Origin of the sequence: Streptomyces sp. BE20, from assembly GCF_036322525.1 — a bacterium.
Classification (GTDB): domain Bacteria; phylum Actinomycetota; class Actinomycetes; order Streptomycetales; family Streptomycetaceae; genus Kitasatospora.
Genome location: NZ_JAQYWW010000742.1, coordinates 1 through 11,956, shown reverse-complemented (window position 1 = coordinate 11,956; position 11,956 = coordinate 1). Strand labels below are relative to the sequence as shown.

At 74.9% G+C, this 11,956-nt stretch carries 10 protein-coding genes; all 10 read left to right on the top strand.

Annotation, left to right across the window (positions count from 1 at the left end):
- Nucleotides 1-155 precede the first annotated feature (155 nt).
- Nucleotides 156-3,677 carry a hypothetical protein gene (locus PUR61_RS16110; protein WP_329879533.1) on the top strand — a complete coding sequence of 1,174 codons (3,522 nt, stop codon included), beginning with the start codon at nt 156-158 and terminating at the stop codon, nt 3,675-3,677.
- 47 nt (nt 3,678-3,724) lie between these two features.
- A complete protein-coding gene (locus PUR61_RS45340) occupies nt 3,725-3,802 on the top strand; it encodes a putative leader peptide (protein ID WP_101948289.1) in 78 nt (25 codons plus the stop codon).
- Nucleotides 3,803-3,992: 190 nt separating this feature from the next.
- Nucleotides 3,993-4,715, top strand: coding sequence for a cysteine dioxygenase (locus PUR61_RS16105; RefSeq protein WP_329879532.1), 723 nt, complete (start codon nt 3,993-3,995; stop codon nt 4,713-4,715).
- Nucleotides 4,709-5,095 carry a rhodanese-like domain-containing protein gene (locus tag PUR61_RS16100; RefSeq protein ID WP_329879531.1) on the top strand — a complete coding sequence of 129 codons (387 nt, stop codon included), beginning with the start codon at nt 4,709-4,711 and terminating at the stop codon, nt 5,093-5,095. Before PUR61_RS16105 ends, PUR61_RS16100 begins: the two co-directional genes overlap by 7 nt.
- Before the next feature lie 326 nt (nt 5,096-5,421).
- Entirely contained in the window at nt 5,422-6,606 is a 1,185-nt protein-coding gene (locus PUR61_RS16095; protein ID WP_329879530.1) for an ABC transporter ATP-binding protein, read from the top strand.
- Nucleotides 6,596-7,264 (top strand): ABC transporter permease, encoded by a 669-nt coding sequence (locus PUR61_RS16090; RefSeq protein ID WP_329879529.1) that lies wholly within the window; start codon nt 6,596-6,598, stop codon nt 7,262-7,264. Before PUR61_RS16095 ends, PUR61_RS16090 begins: the two co-directional genes overlap by 11 nt.
- A complete protein-coding gene (locus PUR61_RS16085; protein WP_329879528.1) occupies nt 7,261-7,953 on the top strand; it encodes an ABC transporter permease in 693 nt (230 codons plus the stop codon). The genes PUR61_RS16090 and PUR61_RS16085 overlap by 4 nt, the downstream gene beginning before the upstream one ends.
- Before the next feature lie 188 nt (nt 7,954-8,141).
- Complete coding sequence (locus tag PUR61_RS16080; protein WP_329879527.1) at nt 8,142-9,095, top strand: ABC transporter substrate-binding protein; 954 nt, start codon at nt 8,142-8,144, stop codon at nt 9,093-9,095.
- A 194-nt stretch (nt 9,096-9,289) separates the two neighbouring features.
- Nucleotides 9,290-9,937, top strand: a complete 648-nt coding sequence (locus PUR61_RS16075) for a hypothetical protein (protein ID WP_329879526.1) — start codon at nt 9,290-9,292, stop codon at nt 9,935-9,937.
- 693 nt (nt 9,938-10,630) lie between these two features.
- The coding region (locus PUR61_RS16070) for a chitinase (RefSeq protein ID WP_329879525.1) at nt 10,631-11,956 on the top strand (1,326 nt) is incomplete at its 3' end.

Below are 11,956 nucleotides of genomic sequence, written 5' to 3'. Positions count from 1 at the left end.
TCATTCGGGTGAATCGTGTGCGAGGTGGTGCGGGTCCGGGCAAGAGGGTTGATGATGCTGCTCCGGTCCGTCGCCGGGCGGTCGCCGACGGTGAGCCATCGCCGGTCCCCGGCCCCGGCGTTCGGTCGTTCACGCGTGTGCAGGGGGAGGTGGACGTGACGGCTGTACCCGAGGAGAGCGGAGGCCCCGCGCACCCCGCCCGCGCACACCCCGCCCGCTCGTACCCGGCACGCCCGCACCCGGCGCGCCGACGCCCGGTACCGGCGTGGGCCGGAGTCCTGCTCGGGCTCGGCGTCCCGGTACCGGCCGCCCTCGGGTGGCTGCTCTTCGCCCGGTGGACGGCGGACGGCCAGGGCGCCCGGGACGTCCGCCTCCAGCTGGCCGGCTCCCGCGCCGCCGCCGCGGCCGTGGTCGCCGACCGGGCCGCCGACTTCCGCGCGTCCCTGGACGCGGACCTCTGGCTGGTCTGCGGCTACTCGGTGACGCTGACGGCCGCCGGGATGCTCGGCGGATACGTGTTCACGCGGCCGCACTGGCGGCTGGTCGCGCTCGTCGCCGGCCTCGCGGGCGTGCTGGCGGGTGCCTGTGACCTCGCCGAGGACCTCCTGCTCGACGCCGGGCTGGGCGGGGGCGGTCCCGGACCGGCGGGCGGTGACACACCCTTCCTGGCGGCGGCCGCGTTCGCCACCGTGAAGTGGCTGCTGCTCCTGCCCGCGGGGGTGGTCGGCACGGTGGTCTGCTCCGCCACCGTCCACCGGGCCGCGCGCGGGGTGCTGCGGCGGCCTGCGGAGGAGACGGCCGGCGGTCCGAACGGCGGGCCGGACGGTGGGACGACCCACGGTCCGAACGGCGGTCCGAACGGCGGGACGAGCGGCACACCGGAGGCCGGGCCGAGCGCCGTCCACGGCGACGAACCGGACGGCGGACCGGATCGCGGACCCGACGGCGGACCCGACGCCGAACCGGACCGCGGACCGGAGCTGATTCCCCCGTGGCCGGTGGCGACGGCGCGGGGCGGACGGTGGCCACCCGGACCGCGGACCCCCGGGCCGCTCACCCGACAGGCCCGCTGGCGCAACGCCGCCCGGGTCCCGCCCGGCCGCGAGCACGCCCCGCTCGGTTTCTGCGTCTCCGGCGGCGGCATCCGCTCGGCCTGCGTCACCCTCGGGGCGCTCCAGTCCCTGCGCCCGTGGCTGAAGCAGGCCCGCTACCTGGTCTCCGTCTCCGGCGGCGGCTACACGGTCGGCGCCATGCAGCTGGCGCTCAGCGACTCCGCTCCGGCCTGCCCCGTCCGGGCCGTCTCCGGTCTGACCGCCGACACCGTGCTGGAGCCCGGATCCCCCGAGGAGGACCACCTCCGACGCCACGCCAAGTACCTGGCGGACGGCGCGGGCGAGTGGCTGGTCGCCCTCGGCACGCTGCTGCGCGGCCTCGTCGCGGCGCTCGCCCTGCTGCTCGCCTCCGTCCTGGTGATCGGCCTGGGGCTGAGCCGCTTCTACCACCTCGTACCGCTCACCGACCTGAACGACCTGGCCGCCGTCGGCCTGCACACCCAAGGCCCGGTCACCGGGGGCGGCGTCGGCGGGCCCGGGCTCGGCCCGCTCGCCCTCCGCGCCCCCGCCCTGCTCACCCTGGTCGGGCTGCTGACGGCGGCCGCCCTGGGCTGGCTGCTCTGGCTGCTGACCTTCTCCTGGCTCGGCTGGGACACCCTCCTGCCGCGCGTCCTGCGCCGGTTCTCGCAGGCCGCACTCGCCGTGGCGGCCCTGGTCACGCTCGGCGTCCTGGCCGTGCCCGGGCTGGCCTGGGGCGCGGTCCGGCTGCAACAGGCGCTCGCCGTCGGCGCACGGCAGACCGGCGCCGGCATAAGCGCCACCGTGCTGCTCAGCTACCTGGCCCTGCTGCTCGGGATCCTCTGGCACGGCCGGCACGCCATCGGACAAGGGGCGGCGGTGCTCGGCGGGCTGGTCCGCGGCACCCGGCGGATCGGCGGCAGCCTCACCGGGCGGATCGCCGAGTACCTGGTGCTCTGGTCGGCGCTGGCCGCGCTCACCGCGGGCGCGCTGCTGGCGCTCGGCTGGGCGGTGGCCACCGGGCACGCCTGGCCGCCGGCCGCGCAGCTCCTGCTGCCCCTGGTCCTCGGCACCGTCGGCCTCAACCTCGACCAGACCTGGATGGGCCTGCACCCCTTCTACCGTCGGCGCCTCGCCGCCGCGTTCGCCGTCCGCCGCTCGGTCGAGCGCGGTGACGGCGGCCAGGACGGTGCCGGTGGCCAGGACGGCGACGGTGCCGGTGCCGGTGCCGGTGACCGTGACGGCGGGGAGGTGCTCGCCCGGCCGTACCACTTCTTCCGCGAGCAGACCCGCCTCAGCCACTACGGCGCCCGGCACCCCGACTTCCCGCAGGTGATCTTCGCCGCGGCGGCCAACCTCTCCGGCAACGCGCGCACGCCGCCCGGCCGCCGGGCGGTCTCGTTCACCTTCTCGTCCGACTACGTGGGCGGACCGGACGTCGGGTACGCCCGCACCGATCTGCTGGAGCGACGCACCCGGCGGCATATCGGCCGGGACCTCACGGTGCAGTCCGCGATGGCCGTCTCCGGCGCGGCGTTCTCGTCCGCCATGGGCCGTCAGTCGCGCGGCTACCAGGGGCTGTTCGCGATCACCAACGCGCGGCTCGGGACCTGGCTGCCCAACCCGGCGGCGCTCGCCCCGCTCTGGGCCGCCGACCGGGACTGGCGGTACGCGCCGCAGCCCGCCGTCCGCCGGCTCCCCTACCAGCTGCGCGAGGTCTGCGGCCGGTACCCGATGGACGCGCGGTTCCTGCTCACCACCGACGGCGGCCACTACGAGAACCTCGGACTCGTCGAACTCCTGCGGCACGGCGTGCGGACGGCGGTCTGCATCGACGCCAGCGGCGACTCGACCTTCGCCGCCACCCTGGCGGCGGCGATCACCCTGGCCCGCGAGGAGCTGGGCATCACCATCACCCTCCGCGAACCGGACCTGCTGATCCCGGGCAGCGCCGGGACCGCGGGCGCCGCCGGGGGCGGCCCGCACGGGAGCCCCTCCTCCGACGGGGCCGGGCACCCGCCGCTGCGCGGTCTGGCGGCGCGGCTGGCCGACCGGCTCTCCGCCCGGGCGGTGGTCGTCGGTGACATCGAGTACCCGTGGCCGCTCGACCTGGACGGCGGCTGCTCCGCGGACGGCGCCGATCCGTCGGCCGCCCGGCGGGGCACGCTGATCGTCGCCCAGGCCGCCCTCACCGCCGGCATGCCGTACGAGTTGCACGCGTACGCGATGACCGACGCGTCCTTCCCGAACGACAGCACCAGCGACCAGTGGTTCGACCACCGGCAGTTCGACGCCTACCAGACCCTCGGCCGGTACGTCGGCGAGCAGGCCGAACCCGCGGTGAAGGCGGCCCTGTCCGGCACCGGGCCGAGAGCCACGTCCGGGACCCGGGCCGGTTCGGGCTCCGGAACCGGGACCGGGACCCCGGCCGGGACCGCCGCCGATACCGCTTCCGGGGCCGCCCCCGGCACCGGACCGGCACCCCCGCCGGGGGCCGCGTCGGTTCCTCTGCCCGGGCCCGCTCCGGCGCCGGACGCCGAGGTGGCGGGCGGTCCGGCGACCGGTCCGCCCGCCCCGCCCGATCGGGCGCGCGGCCCGCGACCATGAGGGTGCTCGCTTGACTCGTGCCCGTTCCGTCGGGAAGGATCCGGCGCATGGACTCCGGCACCACTCTGGTCTGCCGCCTGCACGTCGATCTCCGACGCCAGGCGAGTTCCATCTGTGCCTGTTGACCCTGTCCTTCCCCGCCGGCCCCTCCCTGTGACACTCCCCAGGACCCGCGCCGCGCACCCGCTCTCCTGACGCGCCTCCCCGTGTGACCCGCCTCCGGCCGCCCCGTCGGCCCGGCGCACCGCACCCGGGCACGGCCGTACCGCCGCCGCACGGCACCACCCAGCGCCCGCCTTCCCCGAGGACACCCACATGAGCCTGGACCTCGCCACCGACACGCTCGCCTCCGCCGTATCCGTCGCATCCACCGCCGCCACCTCGGCTGCGGCGTCCCCTGCCACCGCCTCCCCGGCCGCGTCCGCCCCCGGCGCCCCCGTTCCCGGCACGTCCGCTGCCGGCGCCCCCGTCACCGGCACCTCCACCGACGGCGCCGACGCTCCCGGCGGCAGCGCGACCGGGAGAGCGACCGGCGCCGCGGCCCCGACCGGGTCCGGCACCGTCGTCACCGAGGAGGGCCGGGTACCGCTCACCCCGAGCGCGCTGCGGGCCGTCGTCCGCGAGCTGGCCGAGCAGCCCGACCAGTGGATCCACCACGTCCGGCTCTCCACCGAGGAGCGCTGGTACCGGCGGCTGGTCGCCGACGACGACCACGAGGTCTGGCTGATCAGCTGGCTGCCCGGCCAGTCCACCGGGTTCCACGACCACGGCGGCTCGCGCGGCGCGTTCACCGTGGCGCTGGGCGAGCTGGAGGAGCTGTCGCTCGGCGGCCCGGAGCAGGGCCTGCTGATCCGCCGGATCCAGTCCGGAACCACCCGCGCGTTCGGGCCCGAGTACGTGCACGACGTCCGCAACACCGCGTCCGGACCGGCGGTCACGCTGCACGCGTACTCGCCGCCGCTCAGCTCCATGGCGCACTACGAACTGCGGGCCGGCGGCCTGGTCCGCACCTCCGAGGAAGGACCCGAACAGTGGTGACCACGATCGACGACCTGGTGGCGCGCGCCCGTGAGGGGGTCCACCGGCCGGGGGCCGAGGAGGCCTACCGGGCCCAGCTGGACGGCGCCCTGCTGGTGGACATCCGGCCGGCGGCGCAGCGGGCGGCCGAGGGGGAGATCCCGGGCTCGCTGATCATCGAGCGGAACGTGCTGGAGTGGCGGCTCGACCCGACGGGCAGTCACCGGATCCCGGAAGCCGCGGGACACGACGTGGCGGTGGTCGTGGTCTGCTCGGAGGGGTACGCGTCGAGCCTGGCGGCCGCCTCGCTGCGCGAGCTGGGTCTGCACCGGGCGACCGACCTCGACGGCGGTTTCGTCGGGTGGGCCGCCGCCGGACTGCCGACGCGTCAGGGCGGCTGATCCCGCGCCAGGACCGTGAAACCGGCGCCGCAGGACGCCGCCGATCCGCCGGCCTCGATGCCGCTGGATCGTCCGCCGTCCTGCGGCGGCCGGGAAATCAGGGACAGGAGGTTCATGAGGTCATAGGCTGATCGGAGTTTCAGCCGGTTCGATACTGGGCAGCCACGCGGGCGGAGGAACGCCCGGGCAGACGACGACGTCACACGCCGCAGTTTGTCGACAGAACGCCACCGACCCGACCGTCCGTCACTCTCCCACCGCCTATCGACCGACCTACACCACCATCGGCGCCGCCACCGGGGGCCGCCGAGACGAGGAAACTCCCCGTGATCAGATTCGACGGCGCGGGCAAGCGCCACCCCGACGGCACCATCGCCGTCGAGGGCCTCGACCTCGACGTCCCCACCGGGCGCACGACCGTGCTGGTCGGCCCGTCCGGCTGCGGCAAGACGACCCTGCTGCGCATGGTCAACCGCATGGTCGAGCCGACCTCGGGGCGGGTCCTGCTGGACGGGGACGACGTCGCCCGCCTGGACCCGGCCAAACTGCGGCGCGGCATCGGGTACGTGATCCAGCAGGCCGGGCTGTTCCCGCACCGGCGGGTGATCGACAACATCGCGACCGTCCCCTACCTGCTCGGCTGGGACCGGAAGAAGGCCCGCGCCAGGGCGGCCGAGCTGCTCGACCTGGTCGGGCTCGCGCCCGAGACCGCCAAGCGGTACCCGTTCCAGCTCTCCGGCGGCCAGCAGCAGCGGGTCGGCGTCGCCCGGGCGCTGGCCGCCGACCCGCCGGTCCTGCTGATGGACGAACCGTTCAGCGCCGTCGACCCGGTGGTGCGGGCCGGGCTCCAGGAGGAACTGCTGCGGCTCCAGTCCGAGCTCCACAAGACCGTCCTGTTCGTCACCCACGACATCGAGGAGGCCGTCCGGCTCGGCGACCAGGTCGTGGTGCTGCGCGAGCAGGGCCGGATCGCCCAGCTCGCCGACCCGCACACGCTGCTCACCGCGCCCGCCGACGAGGACGTCGCCGCGTTCCTCGGCCGTGACCGGGGCCTGCGCGGGCTCGGCCTGCGCTCCGCACGCACCGTCGCCGTGCACCCGGTCCACGACGGGCCGAGGTACGGCGGCTGGGAGCTGGCGCTGGACGACGAGCGTCGGCCGATCGGCTGGATCGACCGGGACGCGGCCTCCGCCGTCCTGCACCCGGCGCCCGGGTTCCACCCCGAGGCCGACACCCTGCGCGGCGCACTGGACGCCGCCGTGCTGTCCCCCTCCGGGGTCGCGGTCGCACTGGACTCCGACGGCCGGGCCACCGGCACGGCGGACCGGGAGGCCGTCCTGGCCGCGCTCGCCGGGGCTCCGACGGTGACGGTCGGACGCTCCGCCGGGCCCGGCGGGCCGGACGTGGCCACGCGCGCCGGCGGCACCGGAACCGGAGCAGGCGAGGCACGAGCGGGCGAGGCCGGCGCCGGAACCGGAAGCGACGCGGACGGAGCCGGCGGTGGACGATGAACCGATCATCCGCTGGTACTGGATCGGCGACCATCTCGGCTACCTCGGCGACCTGCTGGCCGACCACGCCGTCATCGCGCTGCTCCCGGTGCTGATCGGCCTGCTGCTGGCGATCCCGCTCGGCCTCGCCTGCACCCGCTTCCCCCGCCTGTACCAGCCGCTCGCCGCGGTCTTCAACATCGTCTACGCCCTGCCCTCGCTGGCCGTCTTCGTGGTGCTCATCCCCTACACCGGGCTGGCCACCCAGGCCACCGTGATGATCCCGCTCACCTTCTACGCGGTCGCCGTCCTGCTGCCGACCACCGTGGACGGCCTGCGCGCCGTCCCGGACGCGGTCCGGCAGGCGGCCACCGCCATGGGCTACGGGCCGTGGCACCGGCTGGCCGCCGTCGAGCTGCCCGCCTCCGTGCCGTACCTGGTGGCCGGCCTGCGGGTCGCCGCGGTCTCCAGCATCTCGCTCGCCTCGGTCGGCGCCCTGGTCGGCCGCGGCGGGCTCGGCTACCTCTTCATCGACGGGTTCCAGCGCACCTTCCCGACGCCGATCGTGGCCGGCATCGTACTGATCGCCGCACTCGCCCTGGCCGTGGACCTCGTGCTCGTCGGCGCCCGCCGCGTGCTCGCGCCCTGGGCCGTCCGGGAGAAGGGGGCGGGCCGGTGAACTGGCTCAGCTGGCTGGGGGACTTCTTCTCCGCCCCGGACCGCCGGAGCGGTCCGAACGCGATCGTCCACCGGATCGCCGAACACCTGCTGCTCTCCGGCGAGGCGCTGCTGTACGCCGCGGTGCTGGCCGTCCCGCTCGGACTGCTGATCGGCTACACCGGACGGGGCGTCACCGTGGTCACCGCGATGGCCGGCGCCGCCCGCGCCCTGCCGACGCTCGGGCTGGTGACGCTGGCGGTGCTGCTGGCGGGGGTCGGCGACACCGCCGTCCTGTTCCCGCTCGTCGCGCTGGCCGCGCCGCCGCTGCTGGTCGCGGCGGTCGAGGGGGTGCGCGGCACCGACCCGGACGTCCGGGACGCGGCGCGGGGCGTCGGGCTGACGCACCCGCAGGTGCTGTGGCAGGTCTGCCTGCCGTCCTCCCTCCCCACCCTGCTGGCCGGCTTCCGGACGGCGACCGTCCAGGTCATCGCGACCGCGACGGTGGCCGCCTACGTCGGGCTCGGCGGGCTCGGCCGGTACGTCATCGACGGCCTGGCCACCCGGGACTTCGCGATGACGATCGGCGGCGCGCTGCTGGTCGTGCTGCTCGCCGTCGCCGCCCAGTTGTTCTTCGCCCTGCTCGCCCGGTACGCGCTGCCTCCCGGCCTGCGCGCACAGCAGCGGGCCGCGTCGCGGCAGCCGTCGTGACGCCGGACGGCCACCGGAGCACCCGGGAGGACCGGGCCCTCCGGGCGGTCCGTGCCGCCCGGGGCGCGCCGCGACGGCTCCGCGTTCCGGCCGCCCCGGGCCTCCCGGGGCGGCCGGAGCCCCCACGTCCTCAGACTCCCGACGCACCTGACACCCGACACGTACATCCCGAAAGGACCCGTATCACCATGTCGACATCCGTGCCGCGCAGAGCAACCGGCCACCGGGCCGCCGCCCTCGCCGCCCTGGCCGCACTCGCCCTCACCGCCACCGCCTGCGGCTCCTCCGGCGGCGACCCGCTGGCCGCCGCACCCTCGACGGCCGGCGGCTCCGCCGCGACGGGCGCGGGGTCCGGCGGCACGGTGGTGGTCGGCTCGGCCAACTTCCCCGAGAACGTGCTGCTCGGCTCGATCTACTCGCAGGCGCTCAAGGCCAAGGGCGTCAAGGTCGAGGAGAAGTTCAACATCGGCAGCCGCGAGGTGCTCTACGGGCAGCTGCAGAACGGCAGCCTGACCGTCCTGCCCGAGTACAACGGCGCCCTGCTCGCCTACCTCGGCGGCAAGACGGCCGAGCCCACCAAGGACGCGGTCAACGCCGAGCTGGCGAAGACACTGCCGGCCTCGCTGGCGATCCTCGACTCCTCCCCCGCCGAGGACAAGGACACCCTGAGCGTCAGCCAGGAGAGCGCCGACAAGTACGGCCTCAAGAGCATCGCCGACCTGGCCGGAAAGGCGGGCGAGTTCACCATCGGCGGCCCGCCGGAGTTCAAGTCGCGCCAGGAGCAGCCGCTCAAGGACGTCTACGGGCTGACCTTCAAGGAGTGGAAGCCCACCGGCGAGACCACCGCCAACGCCGTGAAGGACGGGTCGATCCAGGTCGGCAACGTCTTCTCCACCGACCCGAAGATCGCCCAGCTGAAGCTCGTCGCGCTCACCGACCCGAAGAACCTGTTCGGTGCGCAGAACGTCACCCCGCTGGTCAACAAGGCGAAGGTGGACGCGACGTCGTCGGCCGCGCTCAACGCGGTGTCGGCCAAGCTGGACACGGCCGGCCTGCTGGCGCTGATGAAGAAGGTCGCGATCGACAAGGAGGACCCGTCGGCGGTGGCCAAGGACTGGCTGAAGAGCAACGGGCTCGGCTGACACCGCGTCGCGCGGGGCCGGTCGGGAGGACGGCCCCGCGCGCGGGCGGATCACCCTTGCACGGACACCTCCCGGGCGAACACCCCCAGCCCGGGGCGAACACCTCCGGCGCCACCGCCCGACCGGGCCGGTGACCTGGATCTCCGGTTCGGCAGATCTTCCCCTGAGCGGCGCGGACATGACAGTGTGACGGCATGCGCACTCGTCTCCTCGCCGCCACCCTCACGGCATTCGCCGCAGTGAGCCTCGCCGCCTGCTCCGGCTCGGAGTCCGGCACCACCGCGGCCGGCGCCTCCGCATCCGGCACCCCCGCCACGTCCACCGGCGGCACACCGACCGCGTCCGCCCCGGCCCCCGCCACCGACGCGGCCACCGGCGGGAGCACGACCGGAGCCCCGACCGGGCCCGCGACCGGCGCCCCGCCCACCCCGGCGGCCACCCCTGACGCTCCGGGCGCCACCGCGCCGGGCGCGACCGCCGCTCCCGCCCCGAGTTCCCCCGGCGCCGCCGACTCCCCGGGGGCCCCGGCCTCCGCACCGCCCAAGCCGGCCCCGCCCACGGACGCGGGCCTGCCGAGCAAGCCGGCCGCCGACGTCTCCGCCCAACTGGTCGCCGCGCTGGACGCGATCGACCCGGCGATCGTGGGCGGCAAGCCGGAGCAGGCCGTCGACAGGGCTCGCGCCCAGTGCCAGTCGATGTACCAGTTCCCCAAGGACAGGGCCAAGCTGGTCGAGCTCGCCGACCAGCGGTTCACCACACCCGACCGTCCTCAGGGTTTCGGCGCCGAGAAGGCGGAGAAGATCCTCGACGCACTGCGCTCCACCCTCTGCCCGCCGGCCTGAGCCGGTCCGGCAGACCCTGGACGGCCCGGTGTCCTGAGCGCCGGGCCGCCGTGGCCGCGCGCGTCGACCAGCGCGCGGCCACGGCACCCGCATGCCCGGCGCCCGCACGCCCGCCGTCAGCGGGCGGCCTGCGCCACCACCTGCGTGTCCGGCGCCGGCGCGCCCGGACGGCGGACGGGACCGCAGAGCGCCGGCCGTGAACCGCACCCGGCGCCGCCGCCCACCGCCGCGCCGGCCGTAGCCGTGACCACACCGGCGGACGGCGGCACGAACCACCCGGCCCACCGCCGGCCCCGGCCCGCCGGCAGGCCGGATCTCGGCCACGAGGTGGGCGCACATGCTTCGCCGACGAACTGTTAGGAGTCTTGACAGACGAGTGGTCTAGTCCAACCATAAGCATGTCGATCCGACCGGGATGCACTGTGGGGGTGTGACCACCGGCGGCTGAGGCACTGCCATGCCCTGCCATGCTCCACCCCCAGACCCGCTGCGGCGTCCGCGCGTTCGCGCACCGCCGGCCGTCCGTGCCGCGTGTCCACGGGGTGCGCATGCCCGCTCCGCCGCCCCCGCCGCACGGTTCGCATCTCCCGCTCCACAGCGCCCCGTCCCACGGCCCCCACCGTTCGACCGTTCCGCCGCGAAACTCCGCACACTTCACCAACGTCCGGCCCCACCAAGTCTGTTGGAGAACCAATGCGTCTACACAGAACGATTCAGGCCGCCCTGACGGCCTGTGTCACCCTGGCCGCCTCGGCCGGAATCGTCGCCGCCGGGGCGACCACCGCGGGAGCGGCCCCCACGGCAGCGACCACCTCGTCGGTCTCCGCCTCGGCCGCCGCCACCCCGCTGCCCACCCGGGTGTTCGCCCCCTACTTCGAGGCCTGGACCGGCGAGAGCCCGGCCGCCCTGGCCGCCCAGTCCGGTGCCAAGCACCTGACGATGGCGTTCCTGCAGACCGCGACCAAGGGCTCGTGCACGCCGTACTGGAACGGCGACACCTCGCTGCCGGTCGCCCAGTCCTCGTTCGGCGCCGACATCGCCACCATCCGCGCCAACGGCGGCGACGTCATCCCGTCCTTCGGCGGCTACACCGCCGACACCACCGGCACCGAACTGGCCGACAGCTGCACCGACGTCAACCAGATCGCCGCCGCGTACCAGAAGCTGATCACCACGTACGAGATCAGCCGGATCGACCTCGACATCGAGGTCGACTCGCTGGACAACACCGCGGGCATCGACCGCCGCAACAAGGCGATCAAGGTGGTGCAGGACTGGGCCGCCGCCAACGGCCGGCAGATCCAGTTCTCCTACACCCTGCCGACCACGCCGACCGGCCTGGCCGCCAGCGGCCTCGCGGTGCTGCGGAACGCGGTCACCAACAACGCCCGGATCGACGTCGTCAACCTGATGACCTTCGACTACTACGACAACGCCCAGCACGACATGGCCGCCGACACCCAGACCGCGGCGACCGGCCTCTACAACCAGCTGGCCCGGCTGTACCCGACCAAGACGCCCGCCCAGCTGTGGGGCTCCATCGGCGTCACCGAGATGATCGGCGTCGACGACTTCGGTCCGGCCGAGACCTTCACGCTCGCCAACGCGACCACCGTCTACAACTGGGCGGTCTCGAAGGGCATCAACACCCTGTCGTTCTGGGCGCTGCAGCGCGACAACGGCAGCTGCCCGGGCGCCACCGCCCGTGACAACTGCTCCGGGATCAGCCAGAACACCTGGGACTTCACCAAGATCTTCAAGGCGTTCACCAGCAACACCCAGCCGACGAACGACTTCTCGGTCGGCGTGAGCCCCGACTCGGGTTCGGTGGTGGCCGGTTCGTCGACCAGCGCGAACATCACCACCGCCGTCACCACCGGTTCGGCGCAGAGCGTCAGCCTCACCGTCTCCGGTGCCCCGGCCGGCGTCAACGCCACCGCCACCCCCGGCAGCGTCACCGCCGGATCCCCCGCCACGCTCAACATCACCACGGCGGGCACCACCACACCCGGCACCTAC

Coding starts and splice junctions, on each gene's coding strand:
- PUR61_RS16080 (WP_329879527.1), top strand. CDS start 8,142: ATGTCGACATCCGTGCCGCGCAGAGCAACCGGCCACCGGGCCGCCGCC.
- PUR61_RS16075 (WP_329879526.1), top strand. CDS start 9,290: ATGCGCACTCGTCTCCTCGCCGCCACCCTCACGGCATTCGCCGCAGTG.
- PUR61_RS16105 (WP_329879532.1), top strand. CDS start 3,993: ATGAGCCTGGACCTCGCCACCGACACGCTCGCCTCCGCCGTATCCGTC.
- PUR61_RS45340 (WP_101948289.1), top strand. CDS start 3,725: ATGGACTCCGGCACCACTCTGGTCTGCCGCCTGCACGTCGATCTCCGA.